At 58.0% G+C, this 21705-nt stretch carries 18 protein-coding genes; 6 read left to right on the top strand and 12 right to left on the bottom strand.

Annotated elements, in window-relative coordinates:
• The first annotated feature begins 250 nt into the window (after nucleotides 1–250).
• Nucleotides 251–385 carry a hypothetical protein gene (locus AU182_RS16865; RefSeq protein ID WP_255359349.1) on the top strand — a complete coding sequence of 45 codons (135 nt, stop codon included), beginning with the start codon at nucleotides 251–253 and terminating at the stop codon, nucleotides 383–385.
• A gap of 73 nt (nucleotides 386–458) precedes the next feature.
• On the opposite strand, the gene AU182_RS10660 is transcribed toward AU182_RS16865, so the two are convergent.
• Both AU182_RS10660 and metH read right to left on the bottom strand, forming a co-directional pair.
• Complete coding sequence (locus AU182_RS10660; protein ID WP_066967939.1) at nucleotides 459–671, bottom strand: DUF2970 domain-containing protein; 213 nt, start codon at nucleotides 669–671, stop codon at nucleotides 459–461.
• 114 nt (nucleotides 672–785) lie between these two features.
• Entirely contained in the window at nucleotides 786–4493 is a 3708-nt protein-coding gene (metH, locus tag AU182_RS10655; RefSeq protein ID WP_066964722.1) for a methionine synthase, read from the bottom strand.
• A 322-nt stretch (nucleotides 4494–4815) separates the two neighbouring features.
• Here metH and AU182_RS10650 point away from each other — a divergent pair, with 322 nt between their 5' ends.
• Nucleotides 4816–5493, top strand: a complete 678-nt coding sequence (locus AU182_RS10650; RefSeq protein ID WP_066964717.1) for a type 1 glutamine amidotransferase domain-containing protein — start codon at nucleotides 4816–4818, stop codon at nucleotides 5491–5493.
• 114 nt (nucleotides 5494–5607) lie between these two features.
• Entirely contained in the window at nucleotides 5608–6210 is a 603-nt protein-coding gene (nfuA, locus tag AU182_RS10645) for a Fe-S biogenesis protein NfuA (protein ID WP_066964704.1), read from the top strand.
• Nucleotides 6211–6262: 52 nt separating this feature from the next.
• Here the strand turns inward: nfuA and hrpB are convergent, their stop codons facing one another.
• The gene (gene hrpB, locus AU182_RS10640; RefSeq protein ID WP_066964702.1) at nucleotides 6263–8821 is read right to left on the bottom strand and encodes an ATP-dependent helicase HrpB; all 2559 of its coding nucleotides are present in this window, start codon (nucleotides 8819–8821) and stop codon (nucleotides 6263–6265) included.
• Nucleotides 8822–8990: 169 nt separating this feature from the next.
• Here hrpB and tmpT point away from each other — a divergent pair, with 169 nt between their 5' ends.
• Nucleotides 8991–9641, top strand: a complete 651-nt coding sequence (gene tmpT / locus AU182_RS10635) for a thiopurine S-methyltransferase (protein ID WP_066964700.1) — start codon at nucleotides 8991–8993, stop codon at nucleotides 9639–9641.
• Between the two features lie 181 nt (nucleotides 9642–9822).
• Nucleotides 9823–11454: a sodium:solute symporter gene (locus tag AU182_RS10630; protein WP_066964698.1), complete on the top strand. Its 1632-nt coding sequence runs from the start codon at nucleotides 9823–9825 to the stop codon at nucleotides 11452–11454.
• Between the two features lie 28 nt (nucleotides 11455–11482).
• Here AU182_RS10630 and AU182_RS10625 read toward each other — a convergent pair whose 3' ends face one another.
• The gene (locus AU182_RS10625) at nucleotides 11483–11869 is read right to left on the bottom strand and encodes a DUF6632 domain-containing protein (protein WP_066967936.1); all 387 of its coding nucleotides are present in this window, start codon (nucleotides 11867–11869) and stop codon (nucleotides 11483–11485) included.
• A 123-nt stretch (nucleotides 11870–11992) separates the two neighbouring features.
• Here AU182_RS10625 and AU182_RS10620 point away from each other — a divergent pair, with 123 nt between their 5' ends.
• Complete coding sequence (locus tag AU182_RS10620) at nucleotides 11993–12502, top strand: nuclear transport factor 2 family protein (RefSeq protein WP_066964696.1); 510 nt, start codon at nucleotides 11993–11995, stop codon at nucleotides 12500–12502.
• A 16-nt stretch (nucleotides 12503–12518) separates the two neighbouring features.
• On the opposite strand, the gene AU182_RS10615 is transcribed toward AU182_RS10620, so the two are convergent.
• The 8 genes from AU182_RS10615 to AU182_RS10580 form a co-directional block, all read right to left on the bottom strand.
• A complete protein-coding gene (locus AU182_RS10615; RefSeq protein ID WP_066964694.1) occupies nucleotides 12519–13130 on the bottom strand; it encodes a hypothetical protein in 612 nt (203 codons plus the stop codon).
• Nucleotides 13131–13142: 12 nt separating this feature from the next.
• Nucleotides 13143–13709: a hypothetical protein gene (locus AU182_RS10610; protein ID WP_066964691.1), complete on the bottom strand. Its 567-nt coding sequence runs from the start codon at nucleotides 13707–13709 to the stop codon at nucleotides 13143–13145.
• Nucleotides 13710–13874: 165 nt separating this feature from the next.
• A complete protein-coding gene (locus tag AU182_RS10605) occupies nucleotides 13875–14312 on the bottom strand; it encodes a DoxX-like family protein (RefSeq protein WP_227718222.1) in 438 nt (145 codons plus the stop codon).
• Nucleotides 14276–14749: a DUF2269 domain-containing protein gene (locus AU182_RS10600; protein WP_066964685.1), complete on the bottom strand. Its 474-nt coding sequence runs from the start codon at nucleotides 14747–14749 to the stop codon at nucleotides 14276–14278. The genes AU182_RS10605 and AU182_RS10600 overlap by 37 nt, the downstream gene beginning before the upstream one ends.
• 203 nt (nucleotides 14750–14952) lie before the next feature.
• Nucleotides 14953–15156: a hypothetical protein gene (locus tag AU182_RS10595; protein ID WP_066964682.1), complete on the bottom strand. Its 204-nt coding sequence runs from the start codon at nucleotides 15154–15156 to the stop codon at nucleotides 14953–14955.
• Nucleotides 15157–15310: 154 nt separating this feature from the next.
• Nucleotides 15311–17398: a PHB depolymerase family esterase gene (locus tag AU182_RS10590; protein WP_227718221.1), complete on the bottom strand. Its 2088-nt coding sequence runs from the start codon at nucleotides 17396–17398 to the stop codon at nucleotides 15311–15313.
• Between the two features lie 258 nt (nucleotides 17399–17656).
• Complete coding sequence (locus tag AU182_RS10585; protein WP_066964679.1) at nucleotides 17657–20074, bottom strand: YbcC family protein; 2418 nt, start codon at nucleotides 20072–20074, stop codon at nucleotides 17657–17659.
• Nucleotides 20074–21654: an NADH-quinone oxidoreductase subunit L gene (locus AU182_RS10580; RefSeq protein ID WP_066964676.1), complete on the bottom strand. Its 1581-nt coding sequence runs from the start codon at nucleotides 21652–21654 to the stop codon at nucleotides 20074–20076. Before AU182_RS10580 ends, AU182_RS10585 begins: the two co-directional genes overlap by 1 nt.
• Nucleotides 21655–21705: the final 51 nt, after the last annotated feature.

Here is a 21705-nt window from a genome sequence, read left to right as displayed (position 1 = left end):
CCGTAGGGTATTGCGGACCCTACCTGTGAGCCTGAGTGGCGCATAACATACCAGCCGCCTTATACAAAAAATAACAATTTTTTTCGCTACCTTAGTAACCGAAGGTTATAAGAGGCGGGCCGGGGCGGAGGCGGCGCGCAGTACACTGGTTGCGCCGCTTGCGGGGATTTGATCTACTTGAGAAACCGCGTACACGCGGTGCTGCTACCTTAAAAAACAATAATGATTTCTTGAGTGACGGAGTATTCCGATGAACGATCAAGTGGCACGAGAAGTAGTAGTTGTATCCGACGATAGCGATAACGTAGTGGACGCCATGGCGGCGATTGCATTGGTGGGCATTTTCGTTGCCACCTGCATTTACTGGGTAGCCTCTCAGGGCTAAAGACTGGCCTCCGGGCCAGAGCTGAGAGAGTTGTCTGGATTGCGTTTACCCGGGTTCTTGCGGAATCCGGGCGCTATCCCATATTGCTCAAGACCATTTTCACCACCAGAACCAGGGTGAGTACAAACAGGGCGGTGAAAATCAGCCCCGCGGCCACGTACGCCTTGATGCTGCCACCTTTGAAATCCCTCTCCCTATTTTTGTCCGACTGAACGCCGATCGCTGCGGCGAGAGTACTCAATACCACCTGCCCGAACGACGGTTTTTGCCCGTTGTCTTGTCGCATGACCAAATTCTCCTCGAGAAGCCTGCACTGCAAATGCACACCTTGGACACTGAGTGAACCCGATTCGGGGGTTGGCCGCAAGGTGCGCTTGTCAGGTGGGGCAAGGACCGGGGATCAGTCTTCCAGGTTGGGGCGCAACCAGCGCTCCAGTGCCTGCTCCGTCATTCCCTTGCGCTCGGCCAGGCTGGCGAGCTGGTCGCGGCTGATTTTGCCCACATTGAAGTACTTGGATTCCGGGTGTGCAAAATACCAGCCACTCACCGCCGCAGCCGGCATCATGGCGAAACTGGATGTCAGCTGGATGCCCGTATTCTGTTCAGCGTTCAGCAGCTTGAACAGCGTGCCTTTTTCGGTGTGGTCAGGGCAGGCGGGGTAGCCGGGTGCCGGCCGAATACCGGTGTAGGCTTCTTTTATCAGGTCTTCGTTGCTCAGTGTCTCGTCGGGCTGGTAGCCCCAGTAATGCTTACGCACTTCTTTGTGCAGGTGTTCCGCAAACGACTCCGCGAGGCGATCCGCGAGCGCCTTGACCATGATCGCACTGTAGTCATCGTGCTTCGCTTCATACTCTGCCGCCAGTTCGTCAGCGCCGATACCGGTAGTTACCGCAAAACCACCGATATAGTCCGCCACACCGGAGCCCACCGGGGCGATAAAGTCCGCAAGAGAGCGGCAAAAACCATCGCCGCCCCGTTTTTGTATTTGCTGGCGCATCTGGTGCAGGCGCGCCAGTTCCTCAGTGCGGCTTTCGTCGCTGTACACGATGATGTCGTCGCCGTCGGAATTGGCCGGCCACAGTCCAAATACCGCCCGCGCGGTCAGGCGTTTGTTGTCGATAATGTCCGCGAGCATGGCCTGGGCATTCTTGAACAGGTCGGTAGCCGCTTCGCCCACGACGTCGTCATTGAGAATGGCCGGGTATTTGCCCGCGAGATCCCAGGAAATGAAGAAGGGCGTCCAGTCGATGGTGTCGACGAGCTTGTCCAGCGGGAAGTCGTCGAGAACTGTCAGGCCCGGATGATTCGGCACCTTGGGCTGGAAATTCTCCCAGTCCAGTTTCGGCCCGGCTTGCAGGGCCTTTTCGTAGCTGAGGCGAGGATCATTGCGCTTGCGATTGGCGGTGCGCACGCGCACCTTTTCGTACTCTTCCTGAATGCCTTTTACGAAAGCAGGGCGCAGCTCGTCTGACAGCAGATTGCTGGCCACGCCCACCGCGCGCGAGGCATCGGCGACGTACACGGTCTGGTTGCGGTTGAACTGCGGATCAATTTTGACCGCGGTGTGTGCCTTGGAGGTGGTGGCGCCGCCGATCATCAGCGGGATATCAAAACCCTGTCGCTCCATTTCTGCAGCGACATGCACCATTTCATCCAAGGAGGGGGTGATCAGGCCGGAAAGGCCGATGATGTCGCAGTCGTTGTCTTTCGCTGCCTGCAGAATGGTTTCCGCCGGCACCATCACGCCGAGGTCGATCACCTCAAAGTTGTTACACGCCAGTACCACGCCGACAATGTTCTTGCCGATGTCGTGCACATCGCCTTTTACCGTAGCCATCAGGATGCGGCCGTTTGGTTTGCTGTCGACGGTTTTCTCCGCCTCGATATACGGCTGCAGGTAAGCCACGGCCTGTTTCATCACGCGCGCGGACTTCACCACCTGCGGCAGGAACATTTTGCCTTCGCCAAACAGGTCGCCGACGATATTCATGCCGTCCATCAACGGACCTTCGATGACATCCAGCGGACGTTTCGACGCTGCACGAGCCTCCTCGGTATCCTGCTCGATGTAGTTGTTGATGCCCTTCACCAGCGAGTGTGCCAGGCGCTCCCGGATGGGCAGCTGGCGCCAGGCCAGGTCTTCCTTGCGCTCGGCAGCGGCGCCATCACCGCGGTATTTTTCGGCAATATCCAGCAGCGCTTCGGTGGCATCGTCGCTGCGGTTGAGGATGACGTCCTCGACTTTTTCCCGTAGTTCTTCCGGCAGGTCATCGTAAACCGCGAGCTGGCCCGCGTTGACGATCCCCATGTTCAGCCCCGCCTTGATGGCGTAGTACAGGAACACCGAGTGAATGGCCTCGCGCACCGGGTTGTTGCCGCGGAACGAGAAAGAAACGTTGGAGACACCACCGGACACATTTGCCCCTGGCAGGTTCTGACGAATCCACTGGGTGGCCTCGATAAAGTCCACCGCGTAGTTGTTGTGTTCTTCGATGCCGGTGGCAACCGCGAAAATATTCGGGTCAAAAATGATATCGGAGGGGTTGAAACCGACCTTGTCGACAAGGATGTCGTAACTGCGTTTACAGATTTCCGTCTTGCGCGCAAAGGTGTCGGCCTGACCTTTTTCGTCAAAGGCCATCACCACAACCGCCGCGCCATACATCAGGCAGGAGCGCGCCTTATCAACAAAATCCTCTTCGCCTTCCTTGAGGCTGATGGAGTTCACGATGGGCTTGCCCTGGATACACTGCAGGCCCGCCTCGATCACCTCCCACTTGGAGGAGTCCACCATGAAGGGCACTTTTGAAATGTCCGGCTCGGTGGCGCAGAGGTTCAGAAAGCGGCGCATGGCGGCGACGGAATCCAGCATCGCCTCGTCCATGTTGAAGTCGATGACCTGCGCACCGTCTTCTACCTGGGCAGCGGCTACCTGCAGCGCGGTGTCGTAGTCCTCTTCCATGATCAGGCGCTTGAAGCGCGCAGAACCGGTGACATTGCAGCGCTCGCCCACATTCACGAACAGGGCATTCTCATCCACTACGTAGGGCTCGAGGCCGGACAGACGCAGGGCGGGCTTCAGTTCGGGCAACTTGCGTGGCGGGATATCGGCCACTGCATCGGCGATCGCGCGGATATGTTCCGGGGTGGTGCCACAGCAGCCACCCAGGATGTTGAGGAAGCCACTCTGGGCAAACTCCGCCACGATGGCGGCGGTTTGCTGCGGGGTTTCATCGTATTCGCCAAACTCGTTCGGCAGGCCCGCATTGGGGTGCGCCGAGACGTGGGAGCTACACACGCTGGCGAGTGCTTCCACGTAAGGGCGCAGCTCGGTTGCACCCAGGGCGCAGTTGAGGCCGACAGAGATGGGGTTGGCGTGCGCGACGGAATAGTAAAACGCTTCCGTGGTCTGGCCCGACAGGGTGCGGCCGGAGGCATCGGTAATGGTGCCGGAAATCATGATTGGCAGCTCGTAGCCGCGCGCCTGGAATACCTTTTTCAGCGCATAAATCGCCGCCTTGGCGTTCAGCGTATCGAAAATGGTCTCAATCAGGATCAGGTCGGAACCGCCGTCGATCAGGGCATTGGCGGATTCGACATAGTTGTCCACCAGCTGCTCGAAGGTGACGTTGCGTGCGCCCGGGTCATTCACGTCCGGCGAGATACTCGCGGTGCGGGATGTTGGGCCCAAAACCCCGGCGACAAAGCGGGGCTTTTCCGGTGTGGACAGGGCGTCGGCCGCGCGCCGGGCCACCTGTGCGGCAACCAGATTCAGCTCCGGCACCAGGTCTTCCAAGTCGTAGTCTGACTGGGACAGGCGGGTGGCATTGAAGGTATTGGTTTCGATGATGTCGGCGCCGGCTTCCAGGTACTCCCGGTGCAGGCGTTCGATCAGCTCCGGTTGGGTCAGCACCAGCAGGTCATTGTTGCCCTTGAGGTCGGAGGGGTAGTCGGCAAAGCGCGCGCCCCGGTAATCCGCTTCCCCCAGCTTCTCCTGTTGAATCATGGTGCCCATGCCGCCGTCGAGAATCACAATACGCTCGGCGAGCGCGTCGTGAAGCTGTTGCAGACGCTGGTCACGAGACTGCTGAGACCGATTTTCCGACATGGTCATTTCCTTGTTACCGACTGGCATGTTACCGACTGAATAGTTCCGACTGGTCCGGACTGGCCGGACTGATCCCGACTAAATGGTACCGGGTGATCAAAAAAGGTCGGCAATCTTAGCACAAACAGGCGCCACGGCAGGCCCCCTGCGGGGTACGGCAGGGCACCCGAAAGATCGTGTGCGCATATCCATGTAACCAATCGTTCTACCGGCATTCGCCCGCGCGGGGTGGAAATTTGCCTAACCGATCACCAGTGTGGAGCCTAGAGTTATGGCGTTGCCATACGACCGAGCTATTGCTGACCAATGTTAAGGAGGTCCGATGAAGATCCTGATGGTACTGACATCCCACGACGAACTGGGGGATACGGGCGAGAAAACCGGCTTCTGGCTGGAAGAGTTTGCCGCCCCGTATTACGTATTCGTGGACGCCGGTGCAGAAGTGACCTTGGCGTCTCCCAAGGGTGGCCAGCCGCCCCTGGACCCCAAAAGTGACAGCGACGATGCGCAGACGCCGGCGACACACCGCTTTCGCAGCGACCCCCTCGCACAGCAGGCCCTCGCCAATACCAAGACACTGGATGACGTGGACACTGAAGGGTTCGATGCGCTGTTTTACCCCGGGGGCCACGGTCCGCTGTGGGATCTGGCCGAAGATCAACGGTCTATCGCCCTTATTCACGGGTTCTACCGGGCCGAGAAACCGGTCGCGGCGGTGTGTCACGCGCCGGGGGTTTTCCGCCACACCGTGGATGAAAACGCGGAGCCACTGGTGCAGGGCCGCCAGGTCACTGGCTTCAGCAACAGTGAGGAGGAGGGGGTGCAACTGACCGACGTGGTGCCGTTTCTGGTGGAAGATATGCTCAAGGAGCGCGGCGGCAAATACTCCAAGGGGGACGACTGGCAGAGCCATGTTTGCACCGACGGTTTATTGATCACCGGCCAGAATCCGGCCTCATCCGAAGCGACCGCCCGGGCACTGCTGGGCGCCTTGTCCTGACTGCCGGTTTTACTTGGGCGCGGTTGCGCGTAAAATACCCGACCACACAACTAGGTTATTTGCAGCCCGGTTGCGCCAACCCGGTACGATCGCCCGGTAAATCAGAGAAGGTTTATGTCAGAACAACCGCAAGAATTGAACGTCACAATCACCGACTCCGCCCAGGAGTACCTGCGCGACCTGCTGGCCAAGCAGGACTGCGAGGGCATCGCCATCCGCATGTTCGTCTCCAACCCGGGGACGCCCAATGCGGAAACCTGTATCGCCTACAGCCGCCCTGGCGAGGAGAAAGAGGGTGATCTGGAGATGCAGCTGAACGGCTTCAAAGCCTACTTTGAAGGCCGCAGTATCCCGTATCTGGACGAAGCGCGGGTGGATTACTCCTCAGACAAAATGGGCGGCCAGCTCACTATCCGTGCGCCCAATTCGCGGATGCCCAAGGTCACCGATGACAGCCCGATTGAAGACCGCATCAACTACGTCCTGTACAGCGATGTAAATCCCGGCCTTGCGTCCCACGGTGGCCAGGTGAGCCTGGTGGAAGTCACCGAGGATCACTACGCGGTGCTGAAGTTTGGCGGTGGCTGCCAGGGCTGCGGCATGGTGGACATGACCCTGAAAGAGGGTGTGGAGAAAACCCTGAAAGAGAAGATTCCGGAACTGGCTGGAGTCAAAGACATTACCGACCACTCGGATAAGTCTCAAGCCTACTACTGAGGTGGGCTGGTGCAGAAAACGCGGCAATGCCGCGTTTTTTTATGCCTGCGATTCAATCATTCATGCGCTTCTTGGTCTTGCTGGTGGCCTGTGCCGTCGCCGGGTCGTCGGGCCAAAAATGCTTCTGGTATTTGATGCGCAATTCTTTTTTCACCTCGTGGTAGGTGTTTGCCCAGAAACTGGCCAGATCGCGAGTGACCTGCACCGGGCGTCGCGCCGGTGACAGCAGGTGGATCATCAGCGGGTAGCGGCCATTCAGTATGCTGGGGGTCTGGGCGAGGCCGAACATCTCCTGCAGGCGCACGGCGAGCACCGGGGGGCACTCGTTGTAGTGGATGGCAATGCGTGAGCCGCTGGGCACCTGAATCGTTGCAGGGGCCAGGGCATCCAGCCGTTGCTGTGTGGGCCAGTCGAGCTGGGTGAGCAACAGGCTTTTGAGATCCAGCTGCCTGAGTTGCTCGAGTTTGTTCAGGCCGTGCAGGTGTGGCAGCAACCATGCCTCCATCGATGCCAGCAGCGCGTCCTCGCTCCAGTCCGGTAGCATGACGTCATCGAGCAGGTCGGCAAATTCCGTTTTGTGCGCAGCCAGAAAGCGCACCCGCTCGATCAGGGTTTCCGCTTCCCGGGTCCACGGCAGGGTGCGTAATCCTCGCTGGCGGATGGCGTCGAGCAGGGCCTGGCTGAGCAACTGGGGGGAAAGATCCCTGGCCGGTTGCTCGTCCAGCACCAGCTTGCCGAGCAGAGTCTGCTGGCTGGCGACCGCGCGACCTGCAGCATCATCCCAGCGCACGGTGGTTTGCCGAGCGATCTGTTGGTCGAAGTATTCGTACAGTGCATCCCTGGAGATGCGTGCGGCCAGCTGGATACGGGCATCGCGCCCCTGGCCATCGAGGTCGGCGACAACCAGGTAATCGACATGGGCCAGTTCGTCGTCGTGGGAGAAATGCGCACCGCGACCGTTGGACAGCAGGAAGCGCCGCTCGCGGTCGTGGCGATTTTTTCCGATACGGTCGGGATAGGCGTACCCCAGTAGTACCCCGGTGATGTCGAACGGGTCTGGTGTCTGCGGCCGGGGGCTGTCGATCTGCGGCAGCTGGGCCCGCCAGATTTTGGCCTGCTGGCGAATACGGTGTACCGCACCCTGATCAACGCCGCTGCCCTTGTGGCTTCCGCCGAGGGCTTCCAGACGCTTGTGGAGATCTCTGTCCCAGCGCAGGTCACCGCGGAAAATATCCCGTTCGGAAAGTAGGGCAGCCAGCCTGCAGGCCTGCTCCGCCAGACCAAGGCGGTTGCCCAGCAGCATCATGTGCGCCAGTCGCGGGTGACAGCCCAGGCGCAGCATGGCGTGCCCGTGGTCCGTGATACGGTTTTCCCTGTCCAGGGCGCCCAGCGACTGTAACAGCGCCCGCGCCTGCGCCGTCGGCCCAGGAGGCGGAAGGTCCAGCCAGCGCAGTTCATCGACTTCGGTCACACCCCATTGGGCCAAATCCAGCATCACGGGCGCCAAATCACTCAGAAGAATTTCCGGCGTGTTTTTCGCGGCCATACCCCGCTGTGTGGCCTCACTCCACAAACGCAGGCAGCGCCCCGGGCTGAGACGTCCGGCGCGGCCTGTGCGTTGAGTGGCGGATGCCTGGGAGATCTGCGTGGTGACCAGACGATTCATTCCGCTATTCGGATCAAACCGGGACTCGCGCATCAGGCCGGCGTCTACCACCAGCCGAATACCCTCAATGGTGATGGAGGTTTCGGCCACGTTGGTGGCGAGTACGACTTTGCGCCTGCCATGGGCACAGGGTGCGATGGCGGCTTCCTGTTGCTGCTTGTTGAGGTCGCCATAAAGTGGCGCAATGACGATATCGGTGCGGCCGCCAAGTCGTTCCCGCAAGCTGGTTTCCACCGCGCGTATCTCGCGTACACCCGGCAAAAACGCCAGCAGGCTGCCTTCCTCGTTCGTCATCAATGCTTCAATTTTGCGGCTGACCAGTGCCGGGAGCTGGCGAGTGTCTTCCGGCACCTCCCGGTGGGGTAGATAGTCCACTTCCACCGGAAAGGCGCGGCCCTCGCTGGTGACGACGGGGGCATCGCCCAGCAGGGTGGCGACGGTGTCCGCATCCAGTGTCGCTGACATGACGAGCAGCTTCAGATCGTCTCGTAACACCTCCTGCGACTGCAGGCACAGCGCCAGTGCGAGATCCCCCTGCAGGTTGCGCTCATGGAACTCATCAAAGATCACCAGGGCGGTTGCGGCGAGCTCCGGATCCGACTGCAGCAGACGGGTCAGGATGCCCTCGGTCACCACAAGAATGCGGGTTTGCGCGCTCGACTTGCGCTCGGCCCGGATCTGGTAACCCACGGTTTTTCCTACCGGCTCCCCCAGCAGGTCGGCCATACGCGCGGCTGCTGAACGGGCAGCAAGGCGGCGTGGTTCCAGCATGATGATGTTGCGTTTTCCCAACCAGGGGCTATCGAGCAGCGCCAGCGGCACCGCCGTGGTTTTACCGGCACCCGGCGGCGCCTGCAGTACCACGTTGTTACCCTGCTGCAATGCATCGCACAGTTTGGGCAGGGTTGGGGTGATGGGAAGATGGGGGAGGGTGAAATCTGGCATGGCGGGGATTATAGCGATGCGCGCCATTAACAGACAGGGGAGCGACCGGTGAGCGAGGGCAGCAAAGCCCGGGTGCAGCCTTGCCAAGGGGGCGTGTGTCTCTGATGATATCCGCCGGGCAATCTCCATAATGGTCCGGTGAAAGTACAAATACTCAGAGGGGAAACGTATGGAACCTGAGTTCTGGCACGACAAGTGGCGTCGCAACGAGATTGGCTTTCACAATAGCGAGCCACACCCGCTACTGGTTCAGCATTTTGGCGCGTTGGTACTGGAGAAGAATTCGCGCATATTTCTGCCCCTGTGTGGCAAAACGCTGGATATTCCCTGGCTGCGACAGCAGGGGTTTCAGGTTGCCGGTGTTGAGCTCAGCGAGCTGGCGGTGCAGCAACTGTTCGCGAATCTGGCGCTCGAGCCGGAGGTTGAGGACCTGGGACCAGTGAAACTCTACCGCACAGAAGGTATCGATATTTTCGTGGGGGATGTGTTCGAGTTGACCCGGGAGGTGCTGGGAACTGTGGACGCCGTCTACGACCGCGCCGCGCTGGTCGCACTGCCCGAAGATGTGCGCAGGCGATACACCGCGCATTTACAGAGCATCACCGGTTGCGTGCCGCAGCTGCTGATTACCTTCGAATACGATCAGCGCCTTTTGCCCGGACCACCGTTCTGTGTCAGTAGTGACGAGGTGGCGCAGCACTATCAAGGTCAATACAGGTTGACCCTGCTGGATCGCGTGCCTGTTCCGGGCGGGTTGAAAGGGAAGTGTGCGGCGGACGAGCTGGTGTGGCTGCTCGATAGTCCCTCTGCCGCTGATTGAGCATCCCCAGATTCATACTGATGGAAGGTTCTGTTGCAACCACTGCACAAACTGTGGTCGCGACATCTTGCCGCACCGCTGGCCGGAGCGGTTATTGCAGGGGAATACTCTTCACGGGAGTGGCGTGTGGGACGCCAACCCGCAGTAGGGAGCATTCCGACCGCTGAATGCAGGGAACCGGATGAACCAGAGCATCACTTGGATTGACTGGCTGATCATTGCCGCCTACTGCGTGGGGCTGCTTGTCATGGCCTACTGGCTTTCTCGCCGGCAGGAGAGCCGCGAGGATTACTATGTGGCCGGGCGCAATGTCGGCCCCTGGCCGGTAGGGCTGTCCATCATGGCCACCCAGTGCTCCACCAACAGTATTCTCGGCGCGCCGGCGTTTGTCGCGTTTACCGCGGGCGGAGGGTTGCTGTGGCTGCAGTATGAGCTGGCGGTTCCCCTCGCCATGGTGGTGCTGATCCTGTTTGTGATGCCGCTGTTTCGTCACCTGCAACTGGTCTCAGTTTACGCGTATCTTGAGCAGCGCTTTGACCTGCAGACGCGACTGACCCTCAGTGGGCTGTTTCTGTTTGTGCGGGCGTTTGCGACTGCGGTCACCGTGTACAGTATTGCACTGGTGATCGACCTGATCACCGGGCTGGGGTTTGCCGCTTCGGTGCTTCTTCTGGGGGTATTCACCGTTATTTACGATGTGATGGGCGGGATACGCGGGGTGATCTATTCGGACGTTATTCAGTTATTGATTCTCGCCGTTATGCTGGCATTGGTTCTCGTGTTTCTGGTGGACTCGAGTGGTGGCTTCGGTGCGATGTGGCAGTCGTTTGCCGCGGACCGAAAAACCACGCTGGACTTTTCGCACCACGGATTCGGTGACGGTGAAACCTTTGCCTTCTGGCCCATGCTATTTGGCGGGCTCTTTCTGTACGTTTCTTATTACGGGGTCGATCAAAGTCAGGTACAGCGTCAACTGAGTACCCGCAACATTGATGCCACCAACAATGCGCTACTCATCAACGGGCTGTTGCGGTTCCCGCTGGTATTGTTGTATTGCCTGGTGGGCGTTGGCATCGGTGTTTATGCGGCTCAACACCCAGAGTTTATTGCAGCGCTGCCAGACTCCGGCAATGGGCCGGAATACAACCTCTCGGTGCCACTGTACATGATCAACGCCTTGCCGGTGGGGCTGGTCGGCTTGAGCTTGGTGGCATTGTTTGCCGCCGCCATGTCGTCACTGGATTCTGTGCTCAACTCCCTGAGCGCCACCACCATGGAAGACTTCGTGCGACGCTTTCACCGCGGGCGCTGGAGCGCACACAAAGAACTGGTGTTATCGCGGCTGCTGACCACCCTGTGGGGTGTCACCACACTGGTGATGGCGTTCTTTGTGGATGACATTGCACCCACGGTGCTGGAAGCGATCAACAAGATTGGTTCGCTTGCCAACGGGCCCATCCTTGCGGTATTTACCCTCGGCTTTCTTACCCGTCGCGTGCGTGGGCCGCAGGCTATTGCAGGTTTGTTGGCGGGGATCGGAACGAATGGCCTTTGCTGGCTGTTTTTGCCGGACGTTTCCTGGTTATGGTGGAATGTAATCGGCTTTGCGGTGACAACAATTGTGGCCTGGATGCTGACTGGGCTTTCGGTTGTGGGCCGTGCCGTGGCGTCAGCGACAAATACAGATCTGTATGAGGGTGCCATTCGCCATCACTTGCGCGAGGAAGCCCGGTGTAACTGGTACCGGCGCAGTATCTGGCTCCTGCTTTGGTTCCTGGCTCTGCTGGTACTGCTGGTGCTCATCGGTAGCTAACGAAAAAGCGCTGTTGAGCGACTTTACATCATGCGTGCCGAGTGGAACGCGGCATCAGGTACCAAAGCACCGCCGCCACCAGGAACAGGGCGGGGACATCACCGAGCAGGTTGGCCCGTTCAGTTTCGTCGACAATCGCCTGCACCAGCATAATCCCGCCGTGAACAATACTCGACCATACCGTAAACCAGATAAGGCTGGCATTGGCCATGGGGTCTTTTGCTGCGCGGATTAAAAATACACCGAGGGTCGCATACATCCCCATAATCATCTGCTCGTATTCCGGTTGGCGCGGTGTCCAGCCCCAGCCAGAAGGCCACACCCACATCATCATGGCGTAGATCCCGAAGATAAAAAAGATCCCGAAGGCGACAAGGGCCACTTTCAGGTACTGGAGTTTCTGTGCATCGTTCACGGCAGGGTCCTCACGCAGCACCGTTGATGTCGTCCTCGGTATAGCATTGATGACCTGACTAAGTATTAAATATGGCGACGAAGACACGACATATGCGGTGATTAATTAGTGAGAGGGTTTTTTATGACAAGCAAAGCAGCATGGTGGCTGAAGGCTTGGGTATTGTGCTGGGCGGTTTTCGCCCAGGCAGTGTGGGCCAGCTCGGGTTCAGCCGTCGAGCAGGCAGAGAAGGTAGTTGGGGCGCAACTGGATGCATTTCACCGGGCTGCTGCGGAAGCGGACTTTGATACCTACTTCAATATCTTGAGTAGCGACGGTGTATTTATCGGTACCGATGCGACAGAGCGCTGGCCCGCGGCCGAATTCAAGAAATTTGTCCGGCCCTATTTCAGTCAGGGCAAGGGCTGGACCTATGTGCCCAGGGGCAGAACCATTGTGCTGCACAACGACGTTGCCTGGTTTGACGAGCTGCTCGATAGTGAAGCTTACGGAGAGTGCCGTGGGAGTGGTGTCCTGGTGAAAAAGGACGGGCAGTGGAAGATAGCCCAGTACAATTTACATTTTCCGGTACCCAATGATCTCGCCAAATCGATTACCCAAATGATCAAGGCACATCAATCGAAAGATGGGTAGAAAGTCCGGAATCGCTTCAGTATTCCTGCGGTGAATCCTGATCGGGCTTGGCCTTGCTTGTATGTTGAGCGATCGCCTCGTCTATCGACAAAAATATGCGCTGCTCATCACAGGATATGGTTCCGCCGTGATGCCCTTTCCCTCGATGCGTTTCGATTAAGCCACTTCCGTAGACTGTTGCAGTGATCGATTCAAAATCAATAGTGTCGTAGCAATATCCCTCCGCGCCAGCTGCAGAGGTGCGATTTTCTTGCAACGTTTCTTTGATAATTAGCATCAAGCTGGTCTGACAGAGCGATGCAGCTCCTGACTGGTTCGGTAGATTCAAGGTGAAAGCATCGACGTAGCGCCACCGGGCTTCGGAGTCGCAATGAAAATATATCGATTTTTGCTCCAACACAAAGTCTTCATATCCAAATGCATCATGATCTTCAAGTGCCTTGGATATGGCGGCCTGGATCAACCCAGGAATATCTACGGCGAAGCTACTTTTTGCTGACTGAGACTCCGTTTTTGTAAGGTCCGCAGGTTCTATCGTAGGCTGTGGCGAGGCGAGGACATTCGCTGACATCAGGCTTGAAATGGTCACCGTGATAGCCGCGGCTTTGAGTGATTGAAGTGGGGGCATGGGTAGTTACCTCTATGGCTGCACGGCGGAGAGTTCACGCTCGAGGGCAAGTTGATACACGTGTATGGCTTCCTCTATTTCCAGATAGGGCTTCAGCGTTGTACAGTCACCCTGCATGCCTCCACTGCCGCTGCCCTGGTTCATGCCGACAATGATATCGCCGGTCTCAAGCTGTTCTGCACTGACAAATTCGTAGCTAAAATTAATCTCGCACTGGCTGTCACCCAGCGTGGTGACATCACTTTTGATCGTGGAGCGCAAGGGGTACTGGATGGTGGCGACGCATGGACTGCTGACAACTCGTGGTGCCGGACACTGTGTCTCACTAGGCGTCGGGATGCGTACCTCCCGTTCGGAGCGACAGCTCAACGAAATCATGGTTGTTGTGGCGACGAGCTCATTGTCCTCAATGTCGTCGCGCTCTCTGTAAATCGTATCCGCCGCCGTCGCGATAAGATCTGCGGCATCTATCGCGAACATGCTGTTGTATTCAGCGCCAAACACCGTCATCGGTAAAACGAGTAAACTGGATAGGACGAGTAGAAGCTTGCTCGACGCGCGCCGGGTGGTTGCATACATGTTCATATTCCGAGGGTTGCGAAGGAAAACACCTCGAATCCTAGTCGATAGATTGTTTTACCGTATTAATTTGCTGGGTAAGGGGTGGAAAACCCTGTCAGCTGATTGGGCGCGCGTCGATGTGAGGAGTTAGACGATACCTGAAAGCGGTGCCGCCTTGAGGCCTTATGGTTGTGGTCGGTCTGTGTGCTGGTGGCCGCTGCTCTGATATAGGTAGAAAATCAGCACTAGTAGAGGGATATTTTTGGTCAGTGGACCGAAGGGGTGGAGCCAGAAATCCGGTTTGATCAGCGATAGCAGAATGGTGTAAATAACGATGATAACGATCTGAGCGAAATAGCATAGCTTCAGTTTTTTACCTGAGAGTAGCCAAATCCCAATGCAGAGATCCAGAGCGCTACCCGCCCATATGCAGGTGCTGGCCAGTTTGCCGTGAATCCCTCCGTGTGCCAAAACCTCATAGCCAATATCCCTGGCAAAGAATGCCGAGGTAATGGCCGTAATTAGCCAGAGAAAGCTGAGGCTAAGTCTTGCGGCGAGTTGGTGGTGTGAGGGCATGGGGAAATCTAAACAACCGGAAGCGGCTTGAACACCATCAGCCAAAAAATAACCAAAATTGCGGTGAATGCCGGTACGCCCAATACAACCCAATACTGCATTAACTTCTTGAAGTCTTGATGTAGCTTGCCAGAGGCCAGTGATGTCTCTGCAAGTGACTTCAGCGTATATTGAATCTTGAGCACCGGAAGCCAGCAGATGCCAACAAACAAAAACAACGTAATAACCGCATAAAACCACGTGGATGAAAATGAGTATCCAAGTTTGTGCATCAGTAATACGCCGGTCACAAATTGGATGACCACAGCCGGTGCGGTAAATAACCAGTCAGCTATTACAACATGCCGCGCCGTAACTGCAATTGCGGCAATGTTTGAGGAGCGGTTTGCCATATACATGAAAAAGGCAATCCCGGTGCCTGTCCCCGCGATGACTACAGCACTGAGAATATGTACCATTTTCAGCAAAAAATAATTTTCCAATTTTATCTTTCCAGCTTATGCAGAGTACCGGAGGGCGAGCTTCTCTGTGCAGATGGTACAACGATTCGAGTTCCAGGCAGGGCGCGGTGGTCAACTGTCTTGAAGCGCGGGGTACTCACGCGTGATGTTAATTGTATTAGATCAACTCAAAATACACCGGGCGAGCAAACTTCTATTGGGGAGCAAGGCTTCGCTATTTGATGTTACTCCGAAACTGGCTTGTGGCCCAGTACGTGTGCGGGCAGCATCAGCTCTGCGCGCAAGAAGGCAAAAAGGGCCTCGAAGGTAATACCGATAAGCCGGAAGGGGAGCGAAACAAGCCACACGAATGGCCAGATTAGAAGTGCGAGTAACGCGAGTGGCCAGCAGAGCACAAAGAGCAGCAGCCAGAGCAGAAATTGAAGCATTGGATGTCCTTATCGGCAGTAGCAGTGCGAAGCAGGCTTTTCTGACGTTCCGTCACTTGTGTTGTGCCCGCCCGGCACTCGCATGGGGCGAGAGCTGGGCGGGCCAACAGTTTACGGCCGATTGGGTTTTACTGCACCTCAATCATGGATGGATTTAGGGGCAATTACCTTTCACATAGTAGCCCGCAGCAGTCTCCGCAACGGTGCTGGTCACAAACAGGTTGTACAGACCCAGGTTGTCGCCGGAGCCGGCCGCGTAGGCGTAGCTGCCGTTAGTAGTGGCGCGGCCTGCCTGCACGTGGTTGTAGTTGTTGGCGGTGTATTCGGTACACGCCACATCACCGTCCGGGGTGCTGTCGCAGGCGTTGCCGATACCGTCATTGTCGTTATCCAGCTGGTCCGCATTGGCGATAGCGGGGCAGTTGTCCACGGCATCGGTCACGCCGTCGCCATCCGCATCCACTGGCTCACCGTCCGGGGTGCTGTCACAGGCATTGCCGATACCATCGTTGTCGTTGTCTGCCTGATCGGCATTGGCCGTGTTGGGGCAGTTGTCCAGTGTGTCTTCCACACCATCTCCGTCGGTATCGGTGGTGGGCTCGCCGCCGCCAGTAGAGCAGGCTTGTACCGGGCCGGCGCAACTGCTGTTGCCATCGGCAATCCACTGGCAATCACTGCCAGAAGGGTACTCGCGCATGGTGAACGGGCTGGTGCCAAATGCCAGGTAGCAGGCCGAGTAGCCCACGCCCCAGGTGATATGGCCGGCACTGATGTGGAAGTTGTAATCTCCGGTCTGGCCCGCATCCACGGTGAAGCTCACGGTGTCCTGGCTGGAGAGCGCGGTGGCATCGGTGGCGGTCACAGTGGCCGTGTTTTCACCCCCGGGCAGGTTGCAGCCCTGGGCCGAGTAACTGTTGCCAGAGACATTCGCGTTGACGCTGCCGCTGGCAAAGGCGACTACCACAGTGTCCAGGTTCTGGTTTGCGTCTACCACAGTGCCGGTGACCGTGGCGCACTGGCCGCTAACACTGGCGGCAGTGTCGCTGAGTACCGGCGCCGTTGCGGGTGGTTCCGGGCCTACGCGGGTGGTAATGCTTACCGCATCACCCTCTGCGCCTTCATTGTCGGTGGCAACGGCGCGCACTTCGTAGAGTCCGTCCGCCAGTGTGGAACTGGTTGCGGTGAAGAAGCCGGCAGTATCCACCGACGCTACACTCAGCGTTTCGACGAGCACCGGGGAGCCACCATCGATATTGCTGACGGTGATGACGACACTCGCCACGCTGCCTTCCGCATCCAGTGCATTGCCACTGATGGTGAGCAGACCGCTGTTTTCGCTAGCGGTAAGGTTTTCGATCGCAGGACCGGTATTGCGGTCCACCCGCTGGTTGTTGGCAGTGAAATACTGGCCGAGATAAGCGGCGTAGTTGACGCTGTTCGCTGAAATGTAACCGCCGGAGGCACCTTCACCACCAGACCAGGCGTGGTCCACATCGTTCAACCACAGCATGGAAACTCGTCCATCTTCCCACAGGGTTTCCTCCGCGGTCCGGCTGCTGCCCTCGCTCACGGTATTGGTGCCGGATAATTTCTCTACCCCGTACACCCCGGCCATGCCATCGGAGTTCTGCTGGTTGTAACACTGGTTGACGGTGGTATCCGCATCGCCGTGGGCGATGGAGGCGATTTGCGTCGCAAAGTGGCTTTTGTAGCTGCCGGCATAGCTGTTACAGCGTGCGGTCACATCTGCCTGCTCGCAGGGGCCAAGGGCGCCATTGGAGGAGGTGCCGATGCTCGGCCCCGCGCTGACCCCCATACCGGCAAACACATCCGGCGCCAGGCAGGCGGTGGTGTTGGCAAAGGCGGCACCGGAAGACAGGCCGGCGATATACACCTGGTCCGGGTCGATATTGCGGGCCGTGTCGCCACTCATGGCATTGGCCAGCGAGATCAGGTTCTTGTAATCGCCCGACGAGCGCGACTTGGCACCCTCCCAGTACGACCAGCAGCTAAAACCGGCCTTGTTCATGGCGTCCGGCACGGCGATCACCATACCGTACTGCTCCGCTGCCACTTCCAGATTCGCGGTGAGAAAGTTGTTGATCGGCTGTACGCAGCCGTGCAGTACGATCAGCAGGGCCCTACCGTTGCCAATCGCGGAGACGGAGTCCGGCGTATATACGTGTACCGCATTGAAGCCGCCGATGGACTGGTTTTGTTGCCAGCTACCTGCGCTGCTCATGGCAGCGGATAGCGCGCAAAATAAAAAGACAATTAGGTTAAGGACGCCCGTATTGGACGCTCGTTTATGATTCATCGCTAGTACCTTCATTATTGGAATTATGTTCTGACTGCACAAACGATATACGCGAGCGTGAGTGAGCAAATCGCGCAGAAGACGTTTGCTCACCCAGCTTATGCGACCGTTTCGCGATGGCCACTAGACCAAGGTCGTAGAGTGGGTACAGGGCGATCCGGTCGCGGAGGGGGCTGTAAGGTTTTACATGCAATGCCCAGCAGACTGATGCCAGGCACCTTGGTAGTAGCGATCAATGGTGCCGTGTTGTTTCCAGCTGAACAGGTACAGCCAGTCGTTGTCGATCAGGTTTCTGAGCATGTCATGTTTGGCGACCACCTCGGCAATGGCCTGGCGTGGCGCAGCGATGTAGACACTCAACCGCTCAGGGATGTGCATCCACTGTTCGCCGTTATGCAGTGACTGTTTGGAAAGCCCGATACGCAGGTCTCCGCTGTTTCCTTCAAATACACCAATGTTGTTGCCCACGGCGTTGTGCAGGACTTTGTTGCCGCTACCAAACTTGGTGTTGTCGGTCACCGAGGCGTTGTATTGCATATTGATCCAGTTGGTGACGATCATCGGCGCCGTCATCAGCTGCTCCAGCACCTTGCGCTCATCATCTTGTTGCCAGATGTAGTCGTGCAGGAAGCAGCGCCCATCCAGGTCGATACCCCGTGTCCACGCGCGCGGTGCCATGATCAGTGCGCGGTTGCCGGCCAAACCCCATTCGGGCTGAACCTGCGACCAGTCTCTGCCGCGACGCTTGAACAGGCGGTTGCGTTTTTTATCGGACTCCAGCGCAAGGCCCCCGGGAAAGTGTCGCGCACGCTCGCTTTGCGCCGCGCTGCGGGCACTGGTCAGCCAGTGCTGGAGTTTGCCCGGCAGTGTGTCGTCAAAGCAGGTGACGTCGTCGGTAGTGGTGTTGTGCAATCCAGGAATGAAGCGGGTGTTGGCGGGAATATTGAAGCCCTGATCATTCAGCTGTGCGCGGATGTCCTCGCGGTTCAACAGTGTGGCCAATACCCGCACATTCACTTCACCGGACTGGCCGCCACAGGCCCCGCATTCCAGCCCGGCTGCGTGCAGATTGTTGGCCGTTTCACTGGTGTGCCCGATCAACAGCACCGTCGGCGCAAAGTGTTTGATGCCGATGGTGCGCAAAGCGCCGGCGGCCAGCGCCGTGCAGTGGTCGAGGTCGAGCGGGTTGCCATTCTCGTTCAGTACCCAATCGTGGTGGTGGCTAAGGCGATTCATGGGCTGTTCCGAGGGGGAGGGTAGCCACATGTTTTTCAGCATCTTGAAGGCATACCACCAGCCGGCGGACTCCACCATGGAGAAACCGCCAATAGGGGACTGGCTCCAGCTTTTCCACGCCGCGCCCTGCTGGTACGGTCGGATGCGGGTCGGCGACGTTTGACGTTCGCTGGCAGTAATGCCCGTGGTAATCAGGCCTGGCATTTGTGGCCGCTGGACGCTCGTGTGCTCAGGCTGGTAATGGATGGGCATGCCGAAGAAGCCCGCATAGCCCAGAGTCTGGATGGTCGGGCTCTGTGACTCCAGTGCGCGGCGCACAACTTCCGAACGCACATCGATACAAAACAGCGCCTGCACCTCCACTTCTGAAGTGACCGGGGTGGTCTTGCCTTGTAGTAGCAGGGATTGCATGCGCTGTTGCTGCTTGTATTCAAATGCCTCGAAGCAAATCCACAGCAGGGTTTCGTAGTCGTAATGTTGCTGGATTTTTTGCTCGAGCTGCAGGCGCTCGGTCTGCCACCGCAAGCGCACTTGCGCGGCAATGTCCGGTTGATGCTTTTCCGCGTACTGCCAGATGATCCATTCCCACGCCAGGGTGATCGCCAGCAGCCCCTGCATTTCATCGGTCGCCTGATGCCAGGATCGGTACGCGAGATAAGACGCCCAGCCGTTGATGCCAAATAGCAGGGACTGGAAATAGCACTCCGCATTGTCGGCCTCGATGCCCAGGGCGTCCGTGGCCTGCTCGATCAGCGCTTCCATGGAGTTGGGGAGGGCCTGCAAGATGGGTTTCAGGCTCCGCGTGCCCATGAGGATACCGATACCGGCATCGCGATTAATCGCCAGGCGCCAGCTGCGAAACAGCGCTTCGCCTGCACTGGCATTCTCGACGCGCTCTACCGGACTGTCGGACTGAAAATAGGCCGCGCAGAACTGGCTGGTTTGATACAGCAGCTCGTCACGCCAGCACATTTGGGATTCGTCACGGTGCTGATCGAACAGCGCGGCCAGTGTTTGCCACTGCGCCGGCCGCGCAGGCGGGTCCTCCAGGAGTGCCACACATTGCGCTGGCGGCATTGCCAGTTTGCGTCGCTGAATAACCGCTTTCAGTGCCTGATCGGTGATCTCCCCTTTGCGGTAGAGCGTCAGCCAGTGCGTGTGGGGCATCACCGAGCGGATACCCGACAGGGCGGCAAGTTTGGCCGAGATTTCGCTAAATGGCGCGTGTATCTGTTGCCAGTATGGATTGACCGCGATCATCTGATCGAGCGGCCAGCTGGGTGCCACGGATGCACAGGCACTTTTGACGGCCTGTGCAACCGGGTTCGTAGAAGACGTTCGAGAAATGAGACTGACAACGGACATTATCGGCTCCCGATAGTAGTGACGGAGGCTTTCGCGGCATTGGTTGGTGTGCTTTCACGCAGGTAGACGGGCCAGAGCTTCAGGGTTGCCCGGGTAAACCATTCATCAAGATATAAGCCCGCAAACAGTGTTTGCTTGAGTTTCTGTACCCATGACCGGTGGGCCTGCAGTTTGAGCAGCCAGGATACGGCGAACAACAGAACAAACAGGGTGGAGATCCAGAGATCCATTGCAGACAGGCCGGCTACAGGCGCGGGGAGTTCTTCCAGCAGATAGGTGCCTGCAAGGGTCTTGGCAATGACATAACTGGCGGCAAGGCCCAGCGTGACCGTGATTGCGGACATGAGCGCGGAACGAGAGGGTTGCACGGTGCCGATTGCGAGCAGCGATACCAGAGACAGGGTCAGGAGCACCCAGGGGGCGATGGGGGACTGCCAGTCGATCAGCCAGATCGCCGCGCCGGCACCGAGTGCGGTGATTAGTGCGCTCGCTAGTAGCATCTTGCCCCGTGGCAATTCCATCCCGGCAATGCTGGAGGCAACCTGCTCGCTGACGGCGCTGCCACTGTTCAGGAAGGCGAAGGCCTTATACAGCGCGTGTGCGACGAGGTGGACCAGCGCCAGTGCGTAAAGCCCCAGTGCGCACTCGATCAACATGAGCCCCATCTGCGACGAGGTAGACCAGGCGAGCCGAACTTTAACGCTGACCCGGGTGCTCATAATGAGCGCGGCGAAAATTGTGCTGAGTCCGGCACACACGAGGATTAACCATTGTGCGCTGGGGAACAGGGCAATCAGCGGGGCAAAGGCCAGCAACAGGTAGCCCCCCAGGTTGATAACACCAGCATGGAGCAGTGCGCTGACCGGAGTCGGCGCCTCCACCACGTTGATCAGCCAACCGTGAAAGGGCAGCTGCGCACACTTCAGGATGGCTGCGCTCGCCAGCAAAATTGCGGCGGCTTCAACCAGATGGCGTTGCTGCTGTGGCAGCGTATCAATTTGCGCGAGGGAGACGAGCAGATCATCAATGTAGGGCGTTTGGAAAACCCAGTAGAGCAGGGCAAATCCTGCGAGCATGAGCGTCTCGGACAAGCGCGCTACGAAAAACTTTTTGTGCGCACCCAGCACCGCCCGCGGTCGATCCGGGTAGAGCACCAGTAAACGGTGCAGCGATAAGCTCACGCAGAGCCAGCCCAGCCAGAAGACGGCGAGATGATTGGACATCAACGTGACGACCACGGCGGCCAATGTGAGTTTCATCCAGCGAAAAAATGCCGGGTAACATGTCTCACCCGTCATGTAGTTCCGCGAATAGCGCACGATAACGCCACCAATCAACACCACGACCGTGATTACCGCCGTGTTGATGGGTGTGAGCTTGAACAGGAGCTCTCCGGTAAGCGGCGGTTGCACCCAGAAAATCGCCAGCAGCAGTGCCAGCAGGGTTAACGATCCGACGATGGAAAGCCGAGACAACAGCCAGTTCCGTTTTGCGAAGGATGTTTTATTGCCAAAACGGGCAAGAACCAGCCAGAACAGTGGTAGCGAGATAAGTGACAGTGTGAATGGCAAAGATGACATGAAGACCCCCTGAGTGAGTGGGCGCAAGTAAACCACTCTCAGGGTTATACA

The sequence above is a fragment of the Microbulbifer sp. Q7 genome, from assembly GCF_001639145.1.
Taxonomy (GTDB): domain Bacteria; phylum Pseudomonadota; class Gammaproteobacteria; order Pseudomonadales; family Cellvibrionaceae; genus Microbulbifer.
Note: the sequence above shows the minus strand (reverse complement) of the source record. Positions and strands in the feature narration are given on the sequence as shown.

Excerpts from the sequence above, each read along its gene's own strand:
- AU182_RS16865 (WP_255359349.1), top strand. The coding sequence starts at position 251 with ATGAACGATCAAGTGGCACGAGAAGTAGTAGTTGTATCCGACGATAGC.
- AU182_RS10660 (WP_066967939.1), bottom strand. The coding sequence starts at position 671 with ATGCGACAAGACAACGGGCAAAAACCGTCGTTCGGGCAGGTGGTATTG.
- metH (WP_066964722.1), bottom strand. The coding sequence starts at position 4,493 with ATGTCGGAAAATCGGTCTCAGCAGTCTCGTGACCAGCGTCTGCAACAG.
- AU182_RS10650 (WP_066964717.1), top strand. The coding sequence starts at position 4,816 with ATGAAGATCCTGATGGTACTGACATCCCACGACGAACTGGGGGATACG.
- nfuA (WP_066964704.1), top strand. The coding sequence starts at position 5,608 with ATGTCAGAACAACCGCAAGAATTGAACGTCACAATCACCGACTCCGCC.
- hrpB (WP_066964702.1), bottom strand. The coding sequence starts at position 8,821 with ATGCCAGATTTCACCCTCCCCCATCTTCCCATCACCCCAACCCTGCCC.
- tmpT (WP_066964700.1), top strand. The coding sequence starts at position 8,991 with ATGGAACCTGAGTTCTGGCACGACAAGTGGCGTCGCAACGAGATTGGC.
- AU182_RS10630 (WP_066964698.1), top strand. The coding sequence starts at position 9,823 with ATGAACCAGAGCATCACTTGGATTGACTGGCTGATCATTGCCGCCTAC.
- AU182_RS10620 (WP_066964696.1), top strand. The coding sequence starts at position 11,993 with ATGACAAGCAAAGCAGCATGGTGGCTGAAGGCTTGGGTATTGTGCTGG.
- AU182_RS10615 (WP_066964694.1), bottom strand. The coding sequence starts at position 13,130 with ATGCCCCCACTTCAATCACTCAAAGCCGCGGCTATCACGGTGACCATT.
- AU182_RS10610 (WP_066964691.1), bottom strand. The coding sequence starts at position 13,709 with ATGTATGCAACCACCCGGCGCGCGTCGAGCAAGCTTCTACTCGTCCTA.
- AU182_RS10595 (WP_066964682.1), bottom strand. The coding sequence starts at position 15,156 with ATGCTTCAATTTCTGCTCTGGCTGCTGCTCTTTGTGCTCTGCTGGCCA.
- AU182_RS10590 (WP_227718221.1), bottom strand. The coding sequence starts at position 17,398 with ATGAGCAGCGCAGGTAGCTGGCAACAAAACCAGTCCATCGGCGGCTTC.
- AU182_RS10585 (WP_066964679.1), bottom strand. The coding sequence starts at position 20,074 with ATGTCCGTTGTCAGTCTCATTTCTCGAACGTCTTCTACGAACCCGGTT.
- AU182_RS10580 (WP_066964676.1), bottom strand. The coding sequence starts at position 21,654 with ATGTCATCTTTGCCATTCACACTGTCACTTATCTCGCTACCACTGTTC.